This window comes from Actinoplanes sp. NPDC004185 (assembly GCF_053603475.1).
In genome coordinates, this window is the sequence record NZ_JBSGFR010000013.1 from 74,286 (window position 1) to 97,875 (window position 23,590).

The window sequence follows — 23,590 nt, forward strand, 5'->3', positions numbered from 1 at the left end:
GGTGAAAGGGCTGACGCGCTGGTCAGCACGGGTCGGCGTCGGAAGCAGGACGGAGATGATCATGACCGAGACACAGTCGCGCACTGTGTGGCCGGCGGAGGCGTCGACCGCACAGCTCGTGAGCCAGATGACCGAGCAGGTGTCCACCCTCGTGCGGGACGAGCTGGCGCTCGCCCGCGTGGAGATGGTGGAGAAGGGCAAGCGCGCCGGGACCGGCGCCGGGCTCCTGGGCGGGGCCGGCGTGCTGGCCATGTACGGCGTGGGCGCCCTGCTCGTGACCATCGGAGCAGCCCTGGCAGTCGTGTGGCCCACCTGGCTGGCGGCCCTCGTGGTCACCGTCGTGGTGTTCGCCATCGCCGCAGTGGCCGCGCTGCTGGGTAAGAAGCAGGTCCAGCAGGCCGTACCGCCGGCGCCGACCGCCGCAGTCGACAGCAGCAAGCGGGACGTGGACGCGGTCAAGGCCGCCGTCCGGGACGGGAGGCACGGATGAGCAGCGACACCACCACCCGGCTGAACGGCACCGCCCCGCAGGATCCGGCGCAGCTGAAGGCCGAAATCGCGCGTACCCGGGAAGACCTGGGCCAGACCGCCGCGGCCCTGGCCGCGAAGACCGACGTGAAGGCCCGCGTACGCGCCAAGGCCTCCGATGTCGCCGTCCGGACCACCGCGCTGGCGGGCACGGTCCGCGACCGGGCCGCGACGACGGTACGCCGTCCCGTGCCGGTGGCGATCGTCGCCGCGGTCGCCTCCGCGGCCACGGTGGCGCTGGTGCTGATCCGCCGCAGCCGCCGCTGACCCTCGACGCCCGGCAGCCCGTCCCACACCGGGGCGGGCTGCTGCCGTTAAGCGAGCTGTTTTCCGGTTTCGTCGGTTTCCAGGGCCGATCCGAGGCGTAATAGGGCATGTGAAAAGTCTTCTCACTGTGCTCAGCACCCTCGTCCTGACCGTCGCGCCGATTCTCGTCCCGGCCACCCCGGCAGCCGCGGTGACCCCGGCCGACGCAGCGCCGGCCTATCACGTGGTCCGCCCCGGCGAGACGATCAAGAGCATCGCCCGAGCCCGCGGCCTGCGCCCCCGTGACCTGCGCGCCTGGAACGGCATCGTCAAGCCGAACCAGCCCAGCGCGGACGGGGTGCTGAACCTGGCCCGCCCGGCCGCCGGACGGCTCTCCGGCTGGCGGTCCTCGATCGAGGTCGTGACCCCGGGGACGGTGAACTGGGATCCGGCCAAGAAGTGCCCGGTAGGCCCGGCCGACCTGCGCAAGGTCTGGGTCACCTACATCGACTTCTACGGCGTGTCGCACCAGGGCAGCATCATCGTGCACCGGACCATCGCCACCCGGACCCAGCGGGCGTTCCGGACGCTGTACCGGATGCGCTTCCGGATCCAGGGCATGAGCCCGATGACCCTCAACGCGCCCTACATCTCTGACATGGCCGCGGTCACCTCGGGCTACAACTGCCGGGTGGTCAGCGGGAGCAAGACCTGGTCGCAGCACGCGTACGGCAAGGCCATCGACGTCAACCCGGTGCAGAACCCGATGGTCCGCGGCTCGTACGTCGACCCGGCCGCCGGCACCGAATTCCTGCGGCGCGACGTCTACCGCCGCGGCATGATGCACCCGGCCGGCGCGGTCCGGGCGTTCACCGACCAGGGCTTCTACTGGGGCGGACGGTGGAACAGCCTCAAGGACGACATGCACTTCAGCATGAACAACCGCTGATCACGTCCGCGAGGTGCCGTACGCGGCGAAGGACCGGCGGTCACCGTGCCAGGTCTGGGCGGCCAGCGCGGCCAGGTCCGCGTCGTTGAGCCGCACCCGCGCGGCGGCGGCGTTCTCGGCCAGGCGCGCGGGACTGCGGGTGCCGGGGATCGGCACGACGTCCGGCCCCTGGGCGAGCAGCCAGGCCAGGGCGAGCTGACCGGGTCTGATCCCGTACGCGGCGGCCATCGCGGTCAGCTCCTCGACCAGGGCGAGGTTCGCGGTCAGGTGCTCACCGGCGAAGCGCGGATCGTCCCGGCGGAAGTCACCGTCGCCGTACGAGGCCGGCAGCACCCCGGTCAGCAGCCCCCGCCCGAGCGGGCTGTACGGCACCAGCCCCACCCCGAGCCGCCGCGCCGCCGGGACGACGTCCCGCTCGGGCTCACGCCACGACAGCGACCACTCGAACTGCACGGCCGCGATCGGGTGCACCGCCACCGCCTGCCCGAGCTGCCCCGGGTCGACCTCGGAGAGCCCGAGGTGCCGGACCTTGCCCGCGGTGACCAGCTCGGCCATCGCGCCGACCGTCTCGGCCACCGGCACGGCCGGGTCGACGCGGTGCAGGTAGTACAGGTCGATGGTGTCGACGCCGAGCCGCTCCAGCGACACGTCGCAGTACCCGCGCACGTGGTCGGGCCGGCCGTCCAGCCGTACGCCGTGCTCGCCGCGGACGATGCCGAACTTGGTCGCCAGCACGACCTCGTCCCGCCGCCCGGCGATCGCCCGGCCGATGAGCCGCTCGTTGTGCCCGCCGCCGTAGCTCATCGCGGTATCGATCAGCGTGATCCCGAGGTCGAGGGCGGTCCGCAGAGTGGCCACGGACTGCTCGTCGTCGGCCGGCCCGTACGCCTGCGAGAAACCCATGCAGCCGAGGCCGAGCGCGGAGGTGGACAGGTCACCCAGATGTCGATCCATGCCCTCCAGCCTGCGGCGGTGGCTTTCATATGTCCAAGACAGCTTTGCGCTTCGATTAATCGCGCAGCACGATGAGTGGATGGAGCTGCGCCAGTTGACCTACTTCGAGGCCGTCGCCCGGCACGGTGGCTTCACCCGGGCCGCCGAGCAGCTACGGGTGGCCCAGTCCGCGGTGTCGGCGCAGGTCCGGGCGCTGGAGGCCGAGCTGGGCACTGCCCTGTTCGCCCGGACCACCCGCCGGGTGGCGCTCACCGAGGCAGGCGAGTTGCTGCTGACCCGTTGCCGGCGGGTATTCGGCGAGCTGGACGGCGCCCGTACGGACCTCGCGGAGCTCGCGGCCGTGCTGCACGGGCGGGTGACACTCGGCTCCATGGCCGTGCTCGGCGGCTATGACCTGCCGGCCGCGCTCGCCGGCTTCCACACCCGTTATCCGGGCGTCTCGCTGGCCCTGCGCACCGGGCTGATCGCCGGGTTGCTGGCGCTGCTGGACGCGGGCGAGGTCGATCTGGTGCTCGGGCCGGTCCACGACGACCTGCCGGCCCGGTTCACGGCCCGGCACCTGGTGGACGAGCAGGTCGTCCTGGTGCTGCCGCCCGGCCGAGCAGCGGTCCGGGACCTGGCCGAGGTGCGCGACGAGCCGTTCGTGTGCCTGCCGGCGGGCAGCGGACTGCGGGCCATTCTCGACCGGGCCGCCGCGGCTGCGGGCTTCGAGCCGCGGGTGCAGTTCGAGACCCACAGCGCGGCCAGCATCCGTGAGCTGGTCGGGGCCGGGCTGGCCGTGGCCCTGCTGGCCCGCTCGGCCACGGTGGCTCCGGGACCGGCCGTCACCGTCGTACGGCTGGACCCCGCGCCGGCCCATCCGGCGATCGGCCTGATCCAGCACCGGGACCGGCAGCTGAGCGCCGCGGCCCGGGCCTGCCGTCAGGAGCTGATCAGGCGGGCCGGAGCAGCGCCACCAGGAAGTCCGCGCCGGGGCCGAACGGGCGCACATCCCAGGTGGCCAGCAGCACGTCCTCGGCCAGCCCGGCGGCGGTCGCGTCGGCCCGGAAGTCGTCGAACTCATAGCCCCGCTCGGCGCCGAAGCCGATCACCACCCGGCCGGTCCCGCTCAGGTGGGCGCGCATCCGCCGCAGGATCTCACCGCGGGTGTCCGGGGCCACGAAGGTCATCACGTTGCCGGCACAGACGATCACGTCGAACCGGTCCGGCAGCTCCAGCTCGGCCAGGTCGCCGACCTGCCAGTCGGTGTCCGGGTAGTCCTGCCGGGCGGCCGCGATCAGCTCCGGGTCGAGGTCCACGCCGGTCACCCGGTGGCCGGCGGCGGCAAGCCGGCCACCCACGCGGCCGGTGCCGCACCCCGCGTCGAGGACGCGCGCGCCGCGCGGGACCATCGCGTCGATCAGCCGCGCCTCGCCGCCGAGGTCGGCGCCGTTGCTCGCCATGGTCCGGAAACGCTCGACGTACCACTGCGAGTGGCCGGGATTCGCCGCGATCTGCTGAAGCCAGAGGTTGTCCACGTCGAAGAACACTGCCAGACGCGACGGGCCCGGTCTCACGAAGAGACCGGGCCCACATTGATCCGGGACCTACCAGTTACGGAAGTTGTCCTGGGACTGCGCGTTGAACTCGTCCGTCAGGAACCGGCGGGCCGGGTTGGTCCGCGGGTCCTTGAGCTTGAGGACGTCGAGGCCCTTGACGATGTCGTTCGAGAAGACGTAGCCGTTGTACCAGTACGCGGACCACGAGCCGCCCAGCACGAAGCTGTCGGCCGAGAGCGGGCCCCGCTCCCAGTACGCGATCTCCTTGGGCTTGCGGGAGTTGGTGAAGTCCCAGACCGAGACGCCGCCCTGGTACCACGCCTGCACCATGATGTCGCGGCCCGGGACCGGGATCAGCGAGCCGTTGTGGGCCACGCAGTTCTCGTTCTCGGTGTTGGTCCGCGGGATCTTGAAGTAGCTGCGGAACTCCAGCTTGCGGTTCTTGCCCTTGCCGACGATGTCGTAGACCGCGTCGGCGCCCCGGTTCGGGCCGATCTCCGGGTTGCAGGTGGCCGCGCCGCCACCGCCGAGCTCGTCGGTGAAGACGACCTTGGTGGCGCTGTTGTTGAAGGTGGCCGAGTGCCAGAACGCGAAGTTCACGGTGTCCCGCACGCTGGTGATCACCTTCGGCGCGCTGCGCACGGAGATGTCGAACAACACGCCGTCACCCATGCACGCACCGGCCGCGATGTCCTTCTCCGGGTACGCGGTGATGTCGTGGCAACCGGTCGTCGGGGACTGGCCCTCGGTGCCACCCGGGTAGCCGCCGTCCGGGAACAGCACCGGGGTCGCCACCACGGCGGCCGCGGTCGGGTTCTGCACCGGCACGCGCACGACCGAGATCTTGTCGTGCGGCAGCGGGCAGTTCGGCTGGTCCGTGCCGGCCAGGTTGTACGACGACACGTACAGGTAGATCGAGTTGTCGCCGCGCTTGCCCGGAATCATCGTCTGGGTGTGCGAGCCGCAGTCGGTCTTGACCGACTTCAGGTACTTGGGCGACAGCGGGTCGCTGATGTCGAAGATCTTGATGCCTTCCCACCGCTCGCCGGGGGCGGCGGTGGTGGAGCCGGTGTTGTCGCAGGAGTCGTTCGTCCGCTGCGAGTCGGTGCCGAGGAACAGCAGGTTCCCCTTGACCGAGACGTCGTTCTGCGAGCCGGGGCAGAGCACCTGCGCGGCGACCGCGGGCTCCTCCGGGTCCTTGATGTCGTAGACCGTGAAGCCGTTGTAGTTACCGGCGTATGCGTAATCGTCCTGGAAGGCGAGGTCGGAGTTGGTCGAGGTGGCGAACGGGCCCGTCTTCGGCAGGTTGGCGACCTGGTTGAGGTTGGGGGTGCTGGCGACCTCGTCGACACCGGGCGGGGTGCCGGGATCGAGTGCGGGGGCCTGTGCGGCGCCGCTCGACGGCGCCGACAACAGTCCGATGAGGACCGCTGCCGTGCTGACGCACGCCAGGCGCTTGAGCTGCCGCCCTCGTGAGGCAGAGTGCTTCATGGAGCTCCTTCCGGCTGCTGGCGCACCGAGGGGCAGGATGTAGTCACGGTCGGTGCGCATTCACCTTCGTCGCTACAGTAGTGGCCAGAAGCGGCACGCGGGGGACATTGTTATCCGGGCGAGAGGACCTGATGACTCGGCAAAGGACATTCACGCTGGTCAGTGCGGCAGCCGTGGTGCTGGCGGCCGGCGGGACAGCGCTGGTCGCGCAGGCGGGCGACGACCGTTCGGCTGCCGCGCCGCGTCCCGCCGCGAGCTCCGCGCCGCCGGTCCGCGTCGTGCTGCCCGGCAAGCCCGGCGAGTCGGCCCGGGTGAGTGACTCCGATCAGGTACGCGCACCCGACGGCTCGACGTACAACACGATCGATGTCGCCTTCGTGCAGATGATGATCGTGCACCACACCCAGGCGATCGAGATGGCCGACCTCGCCCCGGAGCGGGCCGGTGGCACCGGGCTGCGCGCGCTGGCCGCCCGGATCAGCGCCGCCCAGGGCCCGGAGATCACCTGGCTCAAGCGCTGGCTGCAGGACCGCAAGCTGCCCGCGACCGACCCGGGGCACGACCACAGCACCATGCCGGGCATGCAGTCCCCGGCCGACCTGGCGGCGCTCGGCGCGGCCCGCGGCGCCGACTTCGACCGCAAGTTCGTCGCGATGATGACCGCGCACCACAAGGGCGCGATCCAGATGGCCGGCGACGTGCTGGGCGGCGGCAGCGACGAGGTGCTGCGCGAGACGGCCAACGAGATGGCCGTCGAGCAGGGCAGCGAGATCCGGCGGCTGGAGCAGCTCTGATCCTTGTTGCGTCGGTCACCTGATCGAGCTCGGGAGATGCGTTCCGTCCCGGTTCACCGATAGGTTGTCCGGTGTGGATATGAGGAGTGTGCTTCGCCGTGCGCGGCTGCCACTCGTCGTCTCCCTGTTCCTGGCCGCGCTGCTCGGGGCCCCGACCGCAGCCGGCCCGGTCACCGATCCCCTGCCGGCGCCCGTCATGGCCGCCGCGGCAGCCGCCCCGGCCGCTCCGGCGCCCGCGCCGCTGCCCGAGGAGATCGTCACCGACCCGCCGGCCGCCGCCACGGCACCGGCCGGGCCCGTCCGGCTCGCCGCTCCCCTCCTGACCGACCAGGTCAGCACCGCTGCCACCGCGCCGCGGGGTCCCCCGCACACCGCCTGAACGTCTCGTCACGCCCTCGGCTCGGTTCGAGGGTGCTCGATTACTGGCCTCTCGCGGTGGACAAGGGATAGATCATGGACTTCGCTGTAGAAATCTTCGTCGGCAACAGCGGCCGGATGGCCGCCATCTGGCTCACCCTGATCCTGCTGGCCCTGGTCGCGCTCTTCGCGCTGGCCCTGCCGCGCGGCGTGCACCGCCCCCGGCAGATCTCCGCCTGGCTGGCCGCCAACGCGGAGCAGAAGCGCGCCGAGGCCGAGCGCCGGGCCACGGAGGCGGCCGAGGCGATCCGGTACGCCGACGAGATCACTGTGGCTGCCCGGGGCGCGGCCCACACCGCCGAGCGCCGCCGCGAGGAGTGCCAGCGGGCGCAGGCGGCCGTCGAAGGCGCCTGGCAGGCGTACCAGCGGGCGGACGCGTCCCTGGCCCGGGCTCGCCGCGCCGCCGCGTACGGGGTGCCGCAGAGCCCGATCACCGACGAGGAGCGCGCGGACCGGGCCCAGGCCCTGCGCCGCTCGGCCCAGGCCGCCTACCGCCGGGGCGATCTCTCCGACACCCAGCTGCTGGACGCGCTGACCCACCGCAACGGCTGGGACCCGGCCCTGCACCCGGTCGAGCAGGAGCTGTTCCTGGCCCGGGCCGCCGTCACCCACCGCTTCAGTGCCTACCAGGACGCGCTGGACGCCGAGCAGGCCGCCTGGCAGGCCTCGGACATCGCGACCGCCGCCGTACGCAGCCTGCGCCAGGAGGTGGCCAACGCGGAGGCGCTGGCCGAGGCCGCTCGAGCCGTCCTCCCGGAGAACGCCCTCCCGGCCCGCAGCGCCCGCCGCGTCCCGGCCGCCGCCTGAGCGGCGTCGAGCTGAGGTCTGCGCGGCGTCGCGGGTCCCGGCGGTGCCGTCAGGCCACGCCACCGTTGACGTAGATCGTCTGGCCGTTGATCCACCGGGCCGGGCCGGCCAGCGACGAGATCACCTCGGCGATGTCCTCCGGCCGGCCGAGCCGCTCCATCGGGTTCATCTTGGCCATCCGCTCGATCGTCGCCTCGTCCTTGCCGTCCAGGAACAGCGCGGTCGCGGTCGGGCCGGGCGCCACGGCGTTGACGGTGATGTCGCGGCCGTGCAGCTCCTTGGCCAGGATCGGGCTGATCGCCTCCACGGCCGCCTTGCTGGCCGCGTACGCCGCGTAGGTCGGCAGGTGGAGCCGGGTCACCGAGGTGGAGAAGTTGATGATCGCGCCGCCGGCCCGGATCCGGCGGACGGCCTCCTGGGCCATGACGAAGGTGCCGCGGATGTTGGTGCGGTGCATCCGGTCGAGCTCGTCGAGGCTCAGCTCGGCGACGGGCGCGAGCAGCATGATGCCGGCCGCGTTGACGACCACGTCGATGCCGCCGTACCGCTGCTCGGCCAGGTCGAAGGCCGCCCGGACGGCGGTCTCGTCGGCCACGTCGGCCTGGACCGCGACCGCGGAGCCGCCGGCGGCCTCGATGGCCGCCACCGCCTTCTCGGCCTCGCTTTGGTTTCCCGCGTAGACGATGACGACGCTCTGCCCGTCGGCGGCGAGGCGCTCGGCGGCCGCGCGGCCGATGCCGCGGGATCCGCCGGTGACGATCGCGACGCGGTTCTGGTTGCCGGTCATGGGGACTCCTTCATAGGCGTGATGACATCGATAACGTAACCACGTTATCATCGCTAACGGCAAGGTGCTAACAGTTGAGTGTTATCGTCGTTACATGGCGCCGACCACCCGCGAACGGATCATCCAGGCAGCTGCTGCCCTGCTCACCGAGGGCGGCCGGGAGGCCGTGTCGACCCGTGCGGTCAGCGCGGCCGCCGGCGTCCAGGCACCCACCATCTACCGCAGCTTCGGTGACAAGCAAGGCCTGCTGGACGCGGTCGCGAGCCACGGCTTCGCCACCTATCTGCGCAGCAAGGCCGCCCTGGAGCCCGGCGACGACCCGGTCGAGGACCTGCGCCGGGGCTGGGACCTGCACGTGGCGTTCGGGGTGGAGAATCCGGCGTACTACGCGCTCATCTACGGCGAGCCGCGGCCCGGCGTGCAGTCACCGGCCGCGCGCGAGGCCGCGGTGATCCTCGCCGGCCAGGTACGCCGCATCGCGGAGGCCGGCCGCCTGCGGGTGAGCGAGGAACGCGCCGCGTACCTGATCCACTCGGCCGGCGCGGGCATGACTTTCCAGCTCATCAGCATGCTCCCGGAGGACCGCGACCCGGCTCTGTCCACGCTGGCCCGGGAATCGGTCATCGCCACCGTGACGACGGACTCCCCCGCGACCGGCCCCAACGGCCTGACCGGCCACGCCGTCGCTTTGCGCGCCGCATTGCCGCAGGTCACCGAGCTGTCCGGCGCCGAGCGGGCCCTGCTCGACGAGTGGCTGGGCCGCATCACCGGCTAACGCAGGCGCACCCACGCGCCGCTGTCCACCGACTGGGCCATCGCATCCAGCGCCAGCGCACTGTGCACGGCGTCGTCGAGGGTCGCGCCGTACGGCTTGTCCTCGGCGATCGACCGCAGGAAGCGGTAGGCCTCGATGACCTTCAGGTCGTCGTAGCCCATCGCGATGCCGGCGCCCGGCTGGAACGCCGCATACTCCCCCGCCTCCGGTCCGACGTAGACGGTCCGGACCGGCAGGTCCTGGTAGCCGTCGCCGGTGCTGACGCTCAGCTCGCCCATCCGGCGGAAGTCCCAGGCCACCGAGCCGCGCGTGCCGTGCACCTCGAAGCCGTAGTTGTTCTGCTGCCCCACCGCGATCCGGCTGGCCTCCAGCACCACGCGGGCCCCCGAGGCGAGCCGCAGCTGACTGGAGACGTAGTCCTCGTTCTCCACCGGGCCCAGCTCGCCACCACTGGCCCGGGTGTGCCCCGCGGTGGCACCGGTCGGCCGGGCCCGCTCGGTCACGAACGTCGCGGTGTCGGCGACCAGCGCGTCGATGTCACCGAGCAGGTGCCGCACCAGGTCGACACCGTGCGCGGCCAGGTCGCCGAGCACCCCGCTGCCACCCCGGGCCCGCTCGAAACGCCAGCTCAGCGCCCCCTCGGGGTGGGCGGCGTAGTCGCTGAACAGCCGGAACCGCGCGTGCGTCACCGTGCCCAGCTCACCGGCGGCGATCAGGTCACGGGCGGCCGCCACGGCCGGGGCGTTGCGGTAGTTGAAGCCGACGGCCCCCTGGACGCCGGCCTCGCGCACCGCATCGGCGACGGCCTGCGCGTCCGCGGCGTCGAGGCCGACCGGCTTCTCGATCCAGATGTGCTTGCCGGCCCGGGCCAGCGCCACTCCCAGCTCGCGGTGCAGGAAGTTCGGCGCGGTGATGCTCACGGCCCGGACCCGCGGGTCGGTGGCCAGCTCCCGCCAGTCGAGGGTGACTCCGGCGAAGCCGTACTGTTCAGCCGCCCCGGCGGCCCGGCCGGGCACCTCGTCGGCGACCGCGACCAGCTCCGGGCGGACCCCGAGCTGCGGGAAGTGGTGCGGGACCCGCAGGTAGGACTGGGTGTGCACCCGGCCCATCCAGCCGAAACCGGCGACGGCGACCCCGAGGGCTTCTCGACTCATCCGGCCAGTCTGCCTCCTAGCGCAGAACCTGACCGACTTCCAGCCGGCCCGGCTGGACGACGTCGGCGTAGGTGCCGAAGCAGGCGGCGCGGCCGAGGCCGGGGACCTCGATGCGGTATTGCCGGGCCAGCGCGCTCAGCACGGACTTGTCGGCCGGCAGCTCACCCTGCCCCAGACCGGGAATCACGCAACGCGGGGTGGGCAGGTCGACCCGCAGCACCACGTCGCCCAGCCGCAGCTCGGTGCCGGGCTCCGGGTCCTGCGGCAGGTCGAGGATCACGTTCGGGCGGAACCGGGCCGCGGACATCGGAGCGCCACCGCTGCGCTCACCCAGCCGGCCCAGTTCACCCGTGGTCACGATGTGCAGCGCGCCGAAGTCGGCGAACCGGCCGAGCCGTTCCACGCCGCCGACCGGGCTGACGGTCTCCTCCCCGGGCAGACTGCCCGCCATCCACTCCGGGACCATGCCGGCGTCGTCGGGCAGCACCCGGTGCAGGCGCGGATCGGCCGGCGCGGTCCGGCTGAGCCGTACCGGCCGGCCCAGATGGGCGGTCAGGGCCGCGTCGGCCTCAGCGCTGCCCGCTCTTACGGCGGAGCCGCCGACCCGCAAGGTCAGTTCATCCTCGTGCAGGGACGTGCCGACGTCGAGGAGCCGGCCCCAGCGCCTCGGGTGCTTGGCGCTGCCGACCATGCCGTCCTCGCCATCGACGCAGGCCCAGATCCGGTCGCCGGACAGGCCGGTGCGGTCGACGTCGGCCGCGTCGAGGGCCTCCCCCAGCGCACTCTTCAGGGGATAGCGCCGGAGCGCGACGATTTTCGGCATCCCACGATCCTATTTGTCCCGCACGCCGGCTCGCCGCTTCCCTTTCTCCACGGGCCGGCTCGCCGTCTCCCCTGTCTCCACGGACCGGCTCGCCGTCCCCCTTTCGCCTCGGGCCGGCTCGCCGTCTCCCCTTCTCCTGGGACTGGCCCGGTAACGATGTCTGCCCGGCCCGGCACCTCCACATTGTCCTCGGGCTGGCCTGGCACCTCCGCCTTATCCACAGGCCGACCCGGCGCCTCGCTTCATCCACAGGCCGACCCGGCGCCTCCGCTTTCTCCTTAGGCTGGCCCGGTGACGACGTCGACCTGTCCCGCGACTTCCGCTCTTCGGCCGAGCAACCGGACGGCGACGATGATGATCGGCACGAGGACCAGGTGGCAGAGGGCGAGAGTCACCTTGCTGGTGGCGTCGAGGTTCGTGGGCAGCGTCATGGCGACGATCGTGGCGACAGCCAGCAGCGGGCCGACGATCAACGCGGTGCGGACCACCCACGCGCCGAAGCGGGACAGCAACGCGACCGCCACGAGCCCGGCCAGCAGTGGCAGGGCGCTGAAGGCCGCCACGGTGACGCCGTCGACGACCGCCGGGCCGGTAGGCGCGGTGAAGCGGAAAGTGCCGCCGACTACCCGGCCGATGCCGTACAGGATCAGATTGATCAGCACTGCCGCCCCGACGGCGGCCGCGATGACCTGCACCCGGCTACGCATCCGCCGGCTCCGTGCCGCGGAGCAGGAACGCCTCGATGCGGTCGAAGGCTCCCACCCACACCTCGCTGACGAAGAAGTCGCGGACCTCGGGCACCGGGAAGCCGCTCTGCACGACGGTCATCAGGGTGCCGTCGCCCGCCGCCTCGAAGGTGACCTCGATCCGGGTGGTCATCGTCATGCCGTCCGGGCCGGTGCCGGTGGACTCGGTGACCAGGCGGTGCGGCCGGTCGATCTCCACGAAGGTCTGCGTCTCCCGGAACAGGGAGTCGCGGTCCGGGCCCCACACGGCGGTCTGCTGACCGCCGACCCGCAGGTCCACCTCGATCTCGACGATGCCGGGCTGCTCGTCGAGGATGCTGAACCAGACCTTCTGCTGCTCCGCATCGGTGTAGGCGTCGAAGACCTCGGCCGGTGGGGCCGGGAGCCGCCGGGTCATGCGCAGGTCGAGGGTCACGATGCGTTTCCTTCCGTGCCGTTGCGAAGGGTGAAGTAGGCGTCGAGGCCGTCGAGCTTGCGGGCCCAGAGCCGCTGGTAGAAGGCGATCCACGCCATGGCGTCGTCCAGCGGAGCCGGGCCCAGGCGGCACTGCCGCGACCGCCCGACCTTCTCCGTGACGACGAGGCCCGCGTCTTCAAGCACCTGGACGTGCTTCTTCATGCCGGTCAGGCTCATCCCGACCGGCTCGGCCAGCTCGCCGATGGTCGCGGGGCCTTCACCGAGCCGGACCAGGATCCGGCGGCGCTGCTGATCGGCGAGCGACGCGAACACCCGGTCGAGAACCTCTTGCTGAACCATGTGGTTCACCATATGACACTGAACCAGTTAGTTCAACAAGGCTGAGGGATTGGCTGCCGTCGGCGCGGGTACCCGGCGACCATGCGATTCGGAAACGTGGAAGTGCGACCGCTCGGTGGCGGGATGGGCTGCCTGTTCATGGTCCTGGGGTCGATTCTGCTGTCGGTGCTGTGCACCCTCGGCGCGAATCTGTTCGTACGCTGAGGGCGGGCGACCCCCGTGGCCGCCCGCCCTCTGCTCAGTCCGTCCTCACCAGGCGGTGGGGGCCGGCGGCGCTACGACCGGCGGACGGTCGTCACAGGTGATCGTGTTCGGCAGCTCCCAGGGCGCCAGCCACGGGCCGGTCGTGCCGCCGCCGTCGTTGCCGCCGAGGTCCGTCACGGTGAACTCCGAGCCAGTCGGCTTGAAACCGAACGAGCCGCAGTTGTTGATACCGACGGCACCGACGTTGCGGGCGTCGACGTTGGCGAAGGAAGCTGAGCCGGCCACCCGGGCACTGAGCACCGAGGTGCCGGTGCCGTCGACCCGGATGTCCTGGAAGGCGACCCCGTTGATCGAGTAGAGGTCCTTCACGCCCCAGTCGCTGACCAGCATGATCGCGTTGTAGGTGCTGTCCAGGTAGTGGTCGCCGGTCACCCGGATGCGGGCGTCGATGCTCCTGTCGAGGGCGTAGAACCAGATCGCGCCGAGGCCGATCTTCCAGTTGAGTTCGAACGTGCCCGCGCGTACCACGGTGTTGTTCTTGATCGTCAGCTCGCCGGCGAACGGCTCGGCGCCGAACCGGGAGCCCACGTGGATGCCGCTGCCCTCGCGGATCGGGTCGGCGACCAGGTTGTTCGACACGGTGTTGTCGGTGCCGCCGTAGATGGCGATGCCGTTGGCCAGCGTCGGCGTCTGCACGGTGTTGTGGTCGAAGGTGTTGCCCGCGTCGGCCGTCTTCTCCGACCACATGGCCAGGCCGTCGTCGCCGGTGTTGCGGATGAAGTTGTTGCGCACCACCGAATTCGTGACACCGGTGTGGAAGTTGAGCGCGTCGGCGATCTGGTCGACGATCACGTTGTCGGCGACCCGCAGGTTGCGCATCGGGCCGTCGAACCACATGCCGACCTTGGTGTGCCGGATGAACAGGCCCTCGATGCTGGAGTCGCTGAGCGCCCCGCCGACGCCGTTCACCTGGTCGGTGTCGATGCGTTCGCGGACGTCACCCTCGATCGTGAAACCCCTGAGGTGCACGTTGCGGCTGCCACCGTCGGCGGCGTCCTTGCCGTAGAAGCCGACGCCGGTGTGCACTGAGCCGTCCGGGGCGGGCTCGGCCAGTGTGACCTGCTTGCCCTTGATGATCGTGTGCCAGCTACCGGCACCCTCGATCGTCACGTCGTCGACGATGATGTGCCGGTTCACCTGGAACGTGCCCGGCGGTACGTACACCTTGAGCCGGGCCCGCTTGGCGAAGGCGATCGCCTTGTCGAACGCGGCCGCGGAGTCCCGCCGGCCGGTCGGGTCGGCCCCGAAGAGCAGCACGTTCGCCGCGACCAGGTCGACGTGCGGACGGGCGACCAGCTGCGAGTCGAGCAGGTCGATGACCGTCCACGCGGCGCCGGCCGAGGCGGTGAGCCGGATCCGGTCACCCGCCCGGTAGGTGCGGCCGAGCAGCATCCGCTGCTCGTCGAAGAAGTGCATCGGCCGGAACGGCTTGTCGACCTGCGGCGTGGGCGAGGTGGCCGACGGTACGCAGCCGCACTCGGTGATCCACCAGTCGGGGTGCAACAGGTCCGCGGTCGGGTCGTTACTGAACGGGTACTGGTTGTAGAGGTACGCGTACTGCGAGGTCAGCGTCATCGTGCCGGCCCGCTTGCCGTTGACCGCGACCTGCAGGGGTGCCGTGATCCCGCCGCCGGTGGGAGCGTCGGGAATGCTGTAGCGCACCGTGATCGCGTTGGCCGCGGCGGGCAGGACGAACTCGACGTGCTGCCCCGGGGTGAGCTTGACCGCCGTACGCCCGGAGGCCTCACCGGCCACGGTGTAGGCAGCCCGGTCGGGGCCGATCCGGGAGCCGGTGAAGGTGGCGTTCTCCGCCTCCTGCTCGGCGAAGTCCACTGTCGCGCCGCGGCCGGCGACGAGGGCGGGATCGAGGCCGGCGCGGGTCACGACGGCGGCGGCCGGGGCGGCGCCTGCCGGGACGCCCGCGCCGAACACCAGTCCCAGCCCGACCACTGAGGCGGTAGCCAGGACGGGCCACCTCACGTTCACAGACATCGAGGAGCTCATTTCTCTCGGGGAGCTCGTTCATCTCGGGAGCGACCTGACCTTAGGTCGGCTGTGACGAACTCCACAAGAGCCTGTCGACTAATTTCGTACTTCTGCTCGCTTCTTTCAGGCCGGCTCGGTCGGCAGCACCACGAACTTGCCGACGGCGAGGCCCGCCTCCATGTCCGCGTGCGCCTGGACGATCTGGTCGAAGCGGTAGGTGCGGTCGAGCGGCACGACGGCCTCACCCGCGGCGACTGCGTCGAGGAAGTCCTGAAGAACGGCCGGCGGCAGATCGTCGGCGTCGCCGCCGTAGCCGGTCAGCCGGACGCCCCGGGGGATGTACCCGATGGGATAGAAGTCGGGCACGATCCACTCGTTGGACAGCATCCCGGCCATGCAGACGACCCCGAACCGGCCGGCGGACCGCAACGTGTCGGGCAGCGTCGGCGTGCCGACCAACTCGAGGGCGTTGTCCACCCCGTCCGGCAGGATCGCGCGCACCTGGGCGGCCACGTCTCCGTCGTCGATGAGCACGTGGTCGACCCCGATGGCCCGCAACGCGCCCGCCTTGGCGGGGTTGCGAGTGGTGGAGAGCACGGTCAGACCGCGGCGCTTGGCGAGGATCGCGGCCGCCATACCCACGGACGAGGTGCCACCCCGGACGAGCAGCGACTGGCCGGGCTGGGCGTCGAGGCCTTCGGTCAGCGCGCCGTACGCGGTCTGCAGCATCTCCGGCACCGCGCCGAGCGTGGCCCAGTCCAGGTCGCTGCGGAACGCGATCACCTGGGTCGCCGGGACGCAGGTGAACTGGGCGTAGCCGCCGTCGAAGGTGCGGCCCATCCCGCCCATCATCGCGACGACCTGCTGCCCGACGGCGAACTCCCCACCGGGCGCGGCGGCGACCACGCCGGTGGCCTCGATGCCCGGCACCCGCGGGAAGGTGACGCCCTCGGCCAGGCCGAGCCGGGTGTGCAGCTCGGAACGGTTCAGCCCGAACGCCTTGACCTGGATCAGCACCTGGCCGGGCTGCGGCACCGGGATGGGCAGCTCACGGATGTGCAGGGCTTCGGGTGGGCCTGGTGCGTCGAGCACGATCGCTTCCATAGAATTAGATTCCATGGAAGCAATGTAGCCCGGGTGGGCGGGGAAGGCGTGGTGGCCTTGCGCACACATGTCAGCCGCCAGGCCGACCCGGAGATGGGCATCGGGCCCAGCTCACCGCATGTCGGCCGCCTGTCCGACCCGGTTGGCATCGGGCCCGGCTCACCACATTCCGGCCGTCAGGTCGACCCGCTCGGCTCACCCTCATTCCGGCCGCCAGGTCGACCCGGAGATGGGCATCGGGCCCGGGTCACCGCATGTCGGCCGCCAGGTTGACTCGGAGGTGGGCGTCGACCCAGGCCGCGACGGCCGCGTCGCCGGGGTCCGGGCCGAGCCGGCCGGCCAGGGCTTCGACGGTCTCCGCGACCCGGCGCAGCCCGGCCTTGCGCAACCGTCCCGCTGCTGCGCGCAGTCGCCCGGGCATGGTGGCGGGCGCATGCTGGAGACCGACATGTGCCAGCTCGGCGAGCAGCGCTGCGGCCTCGTCCAAGGCCAGCCCGATCGGGTCCGTGGCCAGAGGCGGAACGTCGTCGGGATCGGCCCCGCGCGCAGCCTCGGCGAGGTCGGGAACCACCACGGAGCCGTCGAGAGCGAAGCCGATCGGGTCGATCACCACGCCACCGCCGGCGCGGCGGACACTGCCGGCGACGTACCGCAGCTCCCCACGCAGGGCGGCGGCCATGCTGTCGAGCCGGCCCGGAGCGCAGGCCGCGTGGGTGGCGGACACCACGGCGGTGGCTCCGGCGGCGTCGGCGATGACGGCGTCGAGGCGCTGGGCACCGGGTGCGTAGCTGACCGCGTGGACCTCGGCGACCGGGATGACGCGTACCAGCTCCGCCTCGACCCGGGCCCGGACCGGGCGGGGCGGCAGCGCATCGAGCTCGCCGGAAAGGGCGGCCAGGTCGTCCGCGATCAGCGCCCGCGGCAGATCCTGCCAGGAACCCCGCGACGTCATCGCCTCCGTGCGGCTCAACCGCCGGGTGCCGAGCCGGACAGCCCGGCTCGCACTGCGGGCGGCGGACTCGGTGACGACGGCGCCACCGGCCAGCGCACCGATGCTGACCCCGGCCACCCGCCGGCCGGCGAGCTCGGGCCCGCTGCCACCGGTCTCGTAGGTGCGACGCAACACGAGCACGGTGGCGCTGTCGGCGTGGGCGAGGAAGATCTCAACCGTTCGCTCGTCACCGGCTGCGGACACCCGCGCCCCGAGCCCGTCGAGCCGGGCGCGGCGCAGCGGGGTCTCGGAAGCCTCGTCGGTCCCGAGCACCCGAGACCGCAGCGCCCGGTGTCCGCCGGTGCCGGTCACCGCACGCCGGCGGGCATGCAGTTCGCCGACGTGCTCGGCCAGGGCCTCCGGCCGGTAGCGGGCGCTGCGGTCGCGGTAGGCCTCCAGCTGAGCGACGAGATCATCGACGGCCAGAAGCGGCCATCGCATCCGGGCGGCTTCCAGGGCGCGGCGGACCGCGGTGACCTCCGCCGTGATTCCGGCGCCGACGTGGACGGCGCCCTCGCGGAGGACCACGCTGGTGAGAGCCACGGCCGCGTCCAGGGCCGGACCGCCGGTGGCGGCCGCGGTGCCGCCTACCTGCACCTGCAGGTCGGCTCCGGCTTCGGAGGACGCGTCCGCTTCGCGGAACGCCCAGACGGCCAGGGCCAGGACGTCATCGCGCGCTCCGGCGACCGCGTCGGTCCGGGCGAAACCCAGATCGCCGGGTACGAGGAAACGCACGGTTGCGGTGGGCAGTTCGACACTGGGCACCGGGTCCCCGGGGCGCGCTCTGTGCACACGGGCGACATATCCCGTGCGCAGGATCCGGCGCGCGGCGGCCATCATGCGCGCGCCGATCCGGGCCACGAGCTGGTCGTCGGTGAAGTCGCCCGGCGACCATCCGATGTGGGCAGTCGTGGTCATCGCGGAGTCCCTGGATGGGATGGGCAATTCCGCGGTGTGGCCGGGATCGGGGCTGGAGGATGGCCCGACTGAGGGGTCCCGATGCTCGCCGGTCGGCACGGCCGCTAGGTCCGGGTGCCCGACGGCCAGCGCCGCTGTCGGACCCGCCTCATCAGTTGGCGACACCGCCGAGTGATTGAGTTGGCCGGCAGGCGACACCGCCGGGTGGCCGACGGCCGGCGGCACTGTCGGACCCGCCTCATCGGTAGGCGAGACCGCCGAGAGATTCGCTTGGCCGGCAGGCGACACCGCCGGGTGGCCGACGGCCGGCGCCGCTGTCGGACCCGCCTCATCGGTAGGCGAGACCGCCGAGAGATCCGGTTGGCCGACAGGCAGCACCGCCGGGACAGCCGGTTGGCCGGCGGGCGACACAGCCGGGTCGCCGGCGAGCGGCACCGCCGGGACAGCCGGATGGCCGGTGGCCGGGACCGCCCCGGCATCCAACTGCCCGACGGCCAGCGGGGGTGGGGCCTCCGGAGGGGCGGCGGCCGGCTGACCGGTTTCGTCGATGTGGTCGAGGTAGGCGAGGACCAGGCCGACGATGTGCCGGCACACGCCCGGCGCGCCGCAGCTGCATCGTCCCTGTTCGAGGCCGCCGGTCGGTAATGCCGTGGTCACGCCGTCGTCGTAGGTGGCGTGGACTGTCGCTTCGCCGTCCTCGGTGATGGCCGGGGCGGAGCGCTCGATCTCGCGCGCTGCCCGTTTCACCAGGCCTCGGTTTGTCAGCTCCGCCAGCGTCGCGGGCGTCAGCGCCCGCAGGTCCGCCCTCATGTCGCCCTCCGACCTCCGCCTGCGCTTTCCGAGCCTGTGCCGGCGCTCATCGGCCCACCTGTTCGGCGACGAAGGTCGCCAGCTGGCCCGGAGTCATCGCGCCCACGGAGGCTCCCACGTCGGCCAGTTGCTGGGCTGTCTCGCGGTCGTAGCTGGGGTTCGCGTCCTGGTCCAGGGCGGCCAGGCCGAGGACCTTGGTGCCCTGCTCGACGAGCTCCCGGACCGTACGGATCAGCAGCGCCGGCGAACCGCCCTCGTAGAAATCGGTGATCAGGACGACGATGGCCCGGCGGGGCTGGTCGATCAGGCCCGCTCCGTAGCGGACCGCCCGGCCGATGTCGGTGCCGCCGCCGAGCTGGACCTTCATCAGCAGCTCCACCGGGTCGTCGACCTCGCTGGTCAGGTCGACCACATCGGTGTCGAACGCGACCAGGTGCGTCCGTACGCCCGGCAGTCCCCACAGGCAGGCCGCCGTCACCGCGGAGTGGATGACCGAGTCGACCATCGAGCCGGACTGGTCGACGAGCAGGATCACCTGCCACTGCTCGACGTGCTTGCGGGTACGGGAGAAGAAGTGCGGCGTCTCGATGTACAGCCGGCGCTCGTCCGGGCGGTAGTGGCCGAGGTTGGCGCGGATCGTTCGCCTCATGTCGAAGTCGCGGGCCTGCTTCCACCGGCTCGGCCGCCGGGCCCGGGTGCCGGTGAACGCCGCCCGCACCTCGGTGGCCATCCTCGCCATCAGATCTCGGACGACGGCTTCGACGATGCGGCGGGCCAGCCGCAGCACCTCGGGGTTCATCAGGTGCTTGGTCTGCAGGACCGCTTTGAGCAGCGCCTGGTTCGGGTCGATCCGTTCCAGCACAGCCGGATCCGTGACGATGTCGGTGATCTCGTAGCGTTCGATCGCGTCGCGCTGCAGGCGTTCGACCGTCTCGCGGGGGAAGAGCCGGTTGATGTCGTTGAGCCAGTCCACAGTGGTCAGCGCAGGGGGTCCGTCGCCGCCGGCCCGGCCCTGGCTGCGCCGGACGTCGCGTTTCTCGAGTTCGCCGTCGCGGCCGTAGAGCCAATCCAGCGCCGCGTCGCGGGCGAGACCGTCCGCTCCGAGCGGTCCCAGCTTGGCCGCCGGGGCACCGAGGACCAGCCGCCAGCGTTCGAGATCCGGATCAGTCATGGTCTCCACCCGTCAGTCCCTCGCGGCGCAGTACGTCGTCGACCCGGTCGTCCAGCACCATCCCGGCGGCGACCAGCTCCGGATCGGTGACGCCGCGCAACAGGCTGCGCCCGGTGCCGGCGAGGCCACGGCGTTCCAGCAGCCGCCCGGCGATGATCTCCCGCTCGCGCGGCGGGAAGAACTCGAACGCCTGCCGCAGTCCCGGCACCGCGACGAGGAACTCGTCCGCGGCCATCGCAGACAGCAGCTCGTCGAGCAGGCCGATCACCGCGGGGGTGTGCAGCACTTCCTCCCGCGCGAGCGCGAACAGACCGGCCAGCCAGTCCCCCGCCGACTCGGGATGGAAAGCGCCGCGCACCGCGCGCTCAGGGTCAAGCTTCCCGACCTGGGACTCCGGCCGCGCCGACGTGAGCGGAACGCCCGAAGGCGCCGGGCCGAGCGGGCCATCGGCTGGCGTCGACGTAGGCGGAACACCCGCGGGCACAGGCGTCAGCGGATCACCCGCGGGCGGAACGCCCAGAGGCGCCGGCCCAACCGGAACACCCGCGGACTCCTCGCGCGCGCCATCAGCCGAGGCTGGTTGCAGGGCCCAGCGCAGCCCGAAAGCGGCACCGCGCAGATCAGGCGGCGCCTCCGCATCGGCCGCGACGCGCGCCGCCACCTCCAGCGCTCCCGTCAGATCCAGGTCCAGCTTCGGGCGGGCGTACCGCAGGGCGTCGCGGCAGGCGGCCAGCGCCCCGATCCGCCCCAGGTCAGCGGCCGCGGACCGGCCGTGCACGCCCTCGGCCAGCCACAGGATGCGACGCACCGACGCGACGATGACCACCGCGAGCGTCGCACTGTGCGCCGTCCCCAGGATGCGGTCGTGCCGCCACATGGTGAGGACGACCGCGAGCATCCGGCCGAGTGAGCCCAGGTCGGCCGCCGCCGCGACCGTGCTCTCGATGGCGGCCAGCGCCTGCTCGGACACATCCGCTGTGCCGGACAGAGCCGCGTCGAACAGGACGGCCGCGAGCAGGTCCACGTCGCGGCCGGCCTGAGCGGCGCGCTCGGCCAGGACCGCCGCGCACGCGTCGGCCAGGGTCGCACCGTACGCGCCGGCCTCGATGAACGCGGTGAGCCGTTCCGGGCCCGGCCGCAGCGTCCAGTGTTCGTTGAGGATCGGGTCGAGGCCCGTCGACGGTCCCGAGTCCCGGCGGAATCCTGGCACGGCCAGCACGCGGACCCGGTGCAGGACCTGGCTGCGGTCCCGGTCCGCGGCGACGGTCAGGTCCAGGTCGAGGTCGTCACTTCCGTCCAGGCCGAGGCGTTCGAGCTCCGCGTTGACGTGGTGCACCAGCGGCGGCGCGGGCGTGCCGGGGTGCAGGCGGCCGACGCGGGTGCCGCTGAGCGCGGCGACCATCTCGACCACGACCGGATGGCTGCCGGTCCGGAGGGTGCCCCGGGCCGCCCACGGCAGGGGTACGTCCAGCGCCTCGTTCACCAGCGCGGACGCCAGCCCGTCCAGCACATCGGTCCGGGCCGGATGCCGATGCCCCCGTACGGTGGCCAGCCCCTCCGCGGTGACCCGGGCCGCGATGAGGTCCGCGGTGGACACCGGCTGTTTGCGTTCGCGGAGCCGTCCCGCCACCGACTCGGTGAGGTGTCGTGCCGCTGCCTCCGGCCCCGATTCCCACAGCTCCTGGTAGTAGCCGGGAGACGGCATCCCGCTCTGGTAGCCGTCGAAGGCGTCCAGGCGGCGGAACGAGTACGGCACCAGGAAACTCCCGCCGACCGCGTCCGGCGGCAGCACAGGCACCTCGGGCCACCCCGCAGCCGACGGGTCACTCGCGAGCGCGGACACCAATGCGGGCCGGTGGAACCCGCCGGTCACCACCACGACCGGCCGATCCCCCGCCTCGGCAGCCGCGGCTCGTACCCACTGCGCCATGTACGCCTCGCGTGCGGTGTCCGACTCGCCGGCCGCCGACTCACCGCGTACGAGATCGAAGTAGACCGCGAGCCGCTCCGCCAGATCGTCGTCGGCGGCGATCTCGAAGAGGTGGTCCCACAGCACGTCCACGTTGTCGACGCCGAAGCTGCCGCACAGCCGCTGCATCACGTCGGCGTAGCGCAGCTCGGCGTCCGCATAGCGGTTGCTGCGCCCGGCGAAGGCGGGATGCCAGGCGGGCAGGTCGATGAACTTCAGCTCGGCCCCGACCGCCCGGCCGTGGGTGAGCGCCACCCATTCCGGCGAGTAAGCGCAGAACGGCGCCCACGACCCGTGTCGCCGCTCGCCGTCGCGGTAGCTGCTGAACACGGCGACCGGCAGCTCGTGACCGAGCAGCAGCTCCCCGATCCGCTCGTTGAGGTCCGCCGGCCCCTCGATCAGCACGTACGCGGGCCGCAGCTCCTCGATCGTGGTGGCGACGAGCCGGGCGCACGCCGGGCTGTGGTGGCGGACCCCGATGAACGTGACCGTCACGGCTCAGCCCGGCAGCAGGTGACGGGCGTTGTGCAGGGCCTGCCACTGCTCGCCGCTGCGCCAGGTGACCTGCTGGGCCAGGTAGCGCCGCAACTTCGCCAGATCCTCCGGGTTGTCCTTGGCCGCGGTGCCGGCGAGGCAGGACACCAGGTCCTCGGCAGTGCCGGGCTCACCGCGCAGGAACCAGCCCCGCAATCCGACCGCGTGGGCCACGGAGACCGCCTCGGCGGTGCTCATGACCGCCGACAGCCGGTCCATCGAGTCGCCGCGGGCGGTCTCCCCGGTGCGCAGCTCCCGGAAGGTGGTGACCAGCACCTCGAGGACGTCGCGCCGGGGCTCGGCGGTGACTCCGGAACGCCGCAGCAGGGCCGACGCCTCGGCCTCGACCAGGGCCAGCTCGGTGCCGAAGTCGGCGATCGGGAAGACCGTCTCGAAGTTGAAGCGCCGCTTCAGCGCGGAGCTCATGTCGTTGACGCCGCGGTCGCGGGTGTTCGCCGTGGCGATGATGCTGAAGCCGTCGCGGGCGAAGACCATCGACTCCGGGCCGGTCAGCTCCGGGATCGCCAGCACCCGGTCGGACAGCGGGGAGAGCAGGCAGTCCTGGACCTCCAGCGGACAGCGGGTGATCTCCTCGAACCGGACGGTGCGCCCCTCGGCCATGCCGCGCAACAGCGGCGCGGGCACCAGCGAACGCGGCGACGGCCCGTCGGCGACGAGCAGGGCGTAGTTCCACGAGTAGCGGATCTGGTCCTCGGTGGTGGCGGCGCCGCCCTGGATGGTCAGGGTGGAGTCGCCGCTGACCGCGGCCGCGAGCAGCTCGGACAGCAGGGACTTCGCCGTGCCGGGCTCGCCGACCAGCATCAGTCCGCGGCTGGTGGCCAGCGTGATCAGGGCCCGTTCGATCAGCGAGGGGTCGCCGACGAACTTGCGGCTGATGCCCAGCTTGCTGTCCCCGACGACGAACCGCCGGGCGGCCTGCACGCTGAGCACCCACCCGGGCGGGCGCTCGGCGGTGTCGGCCGCCCGCAACCGGGTCAGCTCATCGGAGTAACGCACCTCGGCCGGCGGTCGCTGCACCTGACCGGCGGGCTCGGAAACCTCCACAACAGACTCCGGA

22 protein-coding genes and 1 pseudogene are annotated in these 23,590 nt (G+C 72.1%); 8 read left to right on the forward strand and 15 right to left on the reverse strand.

The features are described from left to right. Positions 1 to 61 precede the first annotated feature (61 nt). The 3 genes from ACWEOZ_RS15700 (at position 62) to ACWEOZ_RS15710 (ending at position 1,723) form a co-directional block, all read left to right on the forward strand. Positions 62 to 490 (forward strand): phage holin family protein, encoded by a 429-nt coding sequence (locus tag ACWEOZ_RS15700; RefSeq protein ID WP_451911374.1) that lies wholly within the window; start codon positions 62 to 64, stop codon positions 488 to 490. Then, on the forward strand, positions 487 to 795 hold the full coding sequence (locus ACWEOZ_RS15705) for a DUF3618 domain-containing protein (RefSeq protein ID WP_451911375.1): 309 nt from the start codon (positions 487 to 489) through the stop codon (positions 793 to 795). The genes ACWEOZ_RS15700 and ACWEOZ_RS15705 overlap by 4 nt, the downstream gene beginning before the upstream one ends. Positions 796 to 904: 109 nt before the next feature. Further along, positions 905 to 1,723: a M15 family metallopeptidase gene (locus ACWEOZ_RS15710; protein WP_451911376.1), complete on the forward strand. Its 819-nt coding sequence runs from the start codon at positions 905 to 907 to the stop codon at positions 1,721 to 1,723. On the opposite strand, the gene ACWEOZ_RS15715 is transcribed toward ACWEOZ_RS15710, so the two are convergent. After that, the gene (locus tag ACWEOZ_RS15715) at positions 1,724 to 2,677 is read right to left on the reverse strand and encodes an aldo/keto reductase (protein WP_451911377.1); all 954 of its coding nucleotides are present in this window, start codon (positions 2,675 to 2,677) and stop codon (positions 1,724 to 1,726) included. A gap of 79 nt (positions 2,678 to 2,756) precedes the next feature. Here ACWEOZ_RS15715 and ACWEOZ_RS15720 point away from each other — a divergent pair. Next, positions 2,757 to 3,557: pseudogene (locus tag ACWEOZ_RS15720) on the forward strand (LysR family transcriptional regulator); the annotation flags it as partial. A gap of 52 nt (positions 3,558 to 3,609) precedes the next feature. Here the strand turns inward: ACWEOZ_RS15720 and ACWEOZ_RS15725 are convergent. Next, positions 3,610 to 4,119: a class I SAM-dependent methyltransferase gene (locus ACWEOZ_RS15725; RefSeq protein ID WP_451911474.1), complete on the reverse strand. Its 510-nt coding sequence runs from the start codon at positions 4,117 to 4,119 to the stop codon at positions 3,610 to 3,612. Between the two features lie 144 nt (positions 4,120 to 4,263). Beyond that, entirely contained in the window at positions 4,264 to 5,706 is a 1,443-nt protein-coding gene (locus ACWEOZ_RS15730) for an LVIVD repeat-containing protein (protein WP_451911378.1), read from the reverse strand. Between the two features lie 131 nt (positions 5,707 to 5,837). On the opposite strand from ACWEOZ_RS15730, the gene ACWEOZ_RS15735 reads away from it, so the two are divergent. The 3 genes from ACWEOZ_RS15735 (at position 5,838) to ACWEOZ_RS15745 (ending at position 7,724) form a co-directional block, all read left to right on the forward strand. Then, positions 5,838 to 6,500, forward strand: a complete 663-nt coding sequence (locus ACWEOZ_RS15735; protein ID WP_451911379.1) for a DUF305 domain-containing protein — start codon at positions 5,838 to 5,840, stop codon at positions 6,498 to 6,500. 79 nt (positions 6,501 to 6,579) lie between these two features. Then, the gene (locus tag ACWEOZ_RS15740) at positions 6,580 to 6,879 is read left to right on the forward strand and encodes a hypothetical protein (protein ID WP_451911380.1); all 300 of its coding nucleotides are present in this window, start codon (positions 6,580 to 6,582) and stop codon (positions 6,877 to 6,879) included. A gap of 74 nt (positions 6,880 to 6,953) precedes the next feature. Then, on the forward strand, positions 6,954 to 7,724 hold the full coding sequence (locus ACWEOZ_RS15745; protein WP_451911381.1) for a hypothetical protein: 771 nt from the start codon (positions 6,954 to 6,956) through the stop codon (positions 7,722 to 7,724). A gap of 49 nt (positions 7,725 to 7,773) precedes the next feature. On the opposite strand, the gene ACWEOZ_RS15750 is transcribed toward ACWEOZ_RS15745, so the two are convergent. After that, positions 7,774 to 8,511, reverse strand: coding sequence for an SDR family oxidoreductase (locus tag ACWEOZ_RS15750; protein ID WP_451911382.1), 738 nt, complete (start codon positions 8,509 to 8,511; stop codon positions 7,774 to 7,776). A gap of 94 nt (positions 8,512 to 8,605) precedes the next feature. Here ACWEOZ_RS15750 and ACWEOZ_RS15755 point away from each other — a divergent pair, with 94 nt between their 5' ends. Continuing rightward, positions 8,606 to 9,286, forward strand: coding sequence for a TetR/AcrR family transcriptional regulator (locus ACWEOZ_RS15755; RefSeq protein WP_451911383.1), 681 nt, complete (start codon positions 8,606 to 8,608; stop codon positions 9,284 to 9,286). On the opposite strand, the gene ACWEOZ_RS15760 is transcribed toward ACWEOZ_RS15755, so the two are convergent. The 11 genes from ACWEOZ_RS15760 to ACWEOZ_RS15810 all read right to left on the reverse strand — a co-directional run bounded on the left by ACWEOZ_RS15760 (position 9,283) and on the right by ACWEOZ_RS15810 (position 23,550). Then, positions 9,283 to 10,440 carry a Gfo/Idh/MocA family protein gene (locus ACWEOZ_RS15760; RefSeq protein ID WP_451911384.1) on the reverse strand — a complete coding sequence of 386 codons (1,158 nt, stop codon included), beginning with the start codon at positions 10,438 to 10,440 and terminating at the stop codon, positions 9,283 to 9,285. The two genes, ACWEOZ_RS15755 and ACWEOZ_RS15760, sit on opposite strands and share 4 nt — an antisense overlap. A 16-nt stretch (positions 10,441 to 10,456) precedes the next feature. Beyond that, complete coding sequence (locus ACWEOZ_RS15765) at positions 10,457 to 11,263, reverse strand: MOSC domain-containing protein (protein ID WP_451911385.1); 807 nt, start codon at positions 11,261 to 11,263, stop codon at positions 10,457 to 10,459. A gap of 278 nt (positions 11,264 to 11,541) precedes the next feature. Continuing rightward, positions 11,542 to 11,970 (reverse strand): DUF6069 family protein, encoded by a 429-nt coding sequence (locus ACWEOZ_RS15770; protein ID WP_451911386.1) that lies wholly within the window; start codon positions 11,968 to 11,970, stop codon positions 11,542 to 11,544. After that, the gene (locus ACWEOZ_RS15775) at positions 11,963 to 12,424 is read right to left on the reverse strand and encodes an SRPBCC family protein (RefSeq protein WP_451911387.1); all 462 of its coding nucleotides are present in this window, start codon (positions 12,422 to 12,424) and stop codon (positions 11,963 to 11,965) included. The genes ACWEOZ_RS15770 and ACWEOZ_RS15775 overlap by 8 nt, the downstream gene beginning before the upstream one ends. Continuing rightward, positions 12,421 to 12,765 carry an ArsR/SmtB family transcription factor gene (locus tag ACWEOZ_RS15780; protein WP_360833086.1) on the reverse strand — a complete coding sequence of 115 codons (345 nt, stop codon included), beginning with the start codon at positions 12,763 to 12,765 and terminating at the stop codon, positions 12,421 to 12,423. The genes ACWEOZ_RS15775 and ACWEOZ_RS15780 overlap by 4 nt, the downstream gene beginning before the upstream one ends. 249 nt (positions 12,766 to 13,014) lie before the next feature. Next, positions 13,015 to 15,021, reverse strand: a complete 2,007-nt coding sequence (locus ACWEOZ_RS15785; RefSeq protein WP_451911388.1) for a glycosyl hydrolase family 28-related protein — start codon at positions 15,019 to 15,021, stop codon at positions 13,015 to 13,017. 117 nt (positions 15,022 to 15,138) lie between these two features. Beyond that, entirely contained in the window at positions 15,139 to 16,134 is a 996-nt protein-coding gene (locus tag ACWEOZ_RS15790; RefSeq protein WP_451911389.1) for a zinc-binding alcohol dehydrogenase family protein, read from the reverse strand. 232 nt (positions 16,135 to 16,366) lie between these two features. After that, the gene (locus tag ACWEOZ_RS15795; protein WP_451911390.1) at positions 16,367 to 18,028 is read right to left on the reverse strand and encodes a GspMb/PilO family protein; all 1,662 of its coding nucleotides are present in this window, start codon (positions 18,026 to 18,028) and stop codon (positions 16,367 to 16,369) included. 856 nt (positions 18,029 to 18,884) lie between these two features. Continuing rightward, positions 18,885 to 20,009 (reverse strand): VWA domain-containing protein, encoded by a 1,125-nt coding sequence (locus ACWEOZ_RS15800; protein WP_451911391.1) that lies wholly within the window; start codon positions 20,007 to 20,009, stop codon positions 18,885 to 18,887. Next, positions 20,002 to 22,473, reverse strand: a complete 2,472-nt coding sequence (locus ACWEOZ_RS15805; protein ID WP_451911392.1) for a DUF5682 family protein — start codon at positions 22,471 to 22,473, stop codon at positions 20,002 to 20,004. Before ACWEOZ_RS15805 ends, ACWEOZ_RS15800 begins: the two co-directional genes overlap by 8 nt. A gap of 3 nt (positions 22,474 to 22,476) precedes the next feature. Continuing rightward, positions 22,477 to 23,550, reverse strand: coding sequence for an ATP-binding protein (locus ACWEOZ_RS15810; RefSeq protein ID WP_451911475.1), 1,074 nt, complete (start codon positions 23,548 to 23,550; stop codon positions 22,477 to 22,479). Between the last annotated feature and the right edge of the window lie 40 nt (positions 23,551 to 23,590).

What these genes read in the sequence shown, in the direction of transcription:
- ACWEOZ_RS15700 (WP_451911374.1), top strand. Translation starts at nt 62, where the DNA reads ATGACCGAGACACAGTCGCGCACTGTGTGGCCGGCGGAGGCGTCGACC.
- ACWEOZ_RS15705 (WP_451911375.1), top strand. Translation starts at nt 487, where the DNA reads ATGAGCAGCGACACCACCACCCGGCTGAACGGCACCGCCCCGCAGGAT.
- ACWEOZ_RS15715 (WP_451911377.1), bottom strand. Translation starts at nt 2,677, where the DNA reads ATGGATCGACATCTGGGTGACCTGTCCACCTCCGCGCTCGGCCTCGGC.
- ACWEOZ_RS15725 (WP_451911474.1), bottom strand. Translation starts at nt 4,119, where the DNA reads ATGGCGAGCAACGGCGCCGACCTCGGCGGCGAGGCGCGGCTGATCGAC.
- ACWEOZ_RS15730 (WP_451911378.1), bottom strand. Translation starts at nt 5,706, where the DNA reads ATGAAGCACTCTGCCTCACGAGGGCGGCAGCTCAAGCGCCTGGCGTGC.
- ACWEOZ_RS15735 (WP_451911379.1), top strand. Translation starts at nt 5,838, where the DNA reads ATGACTCGGCAAAGGACATTCACGCTGGTCAGTGCGGCAGCCGTGGTG.
- ACWEOZ_RS15740 (WP_451911380.1), top strand. Translation starts at nt 6,580, where the DNA reads ATGAGGAGTGTGCTTCGCCGTGCGCGGCTGCCACTCGTCGTCTCCCTG.
- ACWEOZ_RS15745 (WP_451911381.1), top strand. Translation starts at nt 6,954, where the DNA reads ATGGACTTCGCTGTAGAAATCTTCGTCGGCAACAGCGGCCGGATGGCC.
- ACWEOZ_RS15750 (WP_451911382.1), bottom strand. Translation starts at nt 8,511, where the DNA reads ATGACCGGCAACCAGAACCGCGTCGCGATCGTCACCGGCGGATCCCGC.
- ACWEOZ_RS15755 (WP_451911383.1), top strand. Translation starts at nt 8,606, where the DNA reads ATGGCGCCGACCACCCGCGAACGGATCATCCAGGCAGCTGCTGCCCTG.
- ACWEOZ_RS15760 (WP_451911384.1), bottom strand. Translation starts at nt 10,440, where the DNA reads ATGAGTCGAGAAGCCCTCGGGGTCGCCGTCGCCGGTTTCGGCTGGATG.
- ACWEOZ_RS15765 (WP_451911385.1), bottom strand. Translation starts at nt 11,263, where the DNA reads ATGCCGAAAATCGTCGCGCTCCGGCGCTATCCCCTGAAGAGTGCGCTG.
- ACWEOZ_RS15770 (WP_451911386.1), bottom strand. Translation starts at nt 11,970, where the DNA reads ATGCGTAGCCGGGTGCAGGTCATCGCGGCCGCCGTCGGGGCGGCAGTG.
- ACWEOZ_RS15780 (WP_360833086.1), bottom strand. Translation starts at nt 12,765, where the DNA reads ATGGTTCAGCAAGAGGTTCTCGACCGGGTGTTCGCGTCGCTCGCCGAT.
- ACWEOZ_RS15785 (WP_451911388.1), bottom strand. Translation starts at nt 15,021, where the DNA reads ATGTCTGTGAACGTGAGGTGGCCCGTCCTGGCTACCGCCTCAGTGGTC.
- ACWEOZ_RS15790 (WP_451911389.1), bottom strand. Translation starts at nt 16,134, where the DNA reads ATGGAATCTAATTCTATGGAAGCGATCGTGCTCGACGCACCAGGCCCA.
- ACWEOZ_RS15795 (WP_451911390.1), bottom strand. Translation starts at nt 18,028, where the DNA reads ATGACCACGACTGCCCACATCGGATGGTCGCCGGGCGACTTCACCGAC.
- ACWEOZ_RS15800 (WP_451911391.1), bottom strand. Translation starts at nt 20,009, where the DNA reads ATGACTGATCCGGATCTCGAACGCTGGCGGCTGGTCCTCGGTGCCCCG.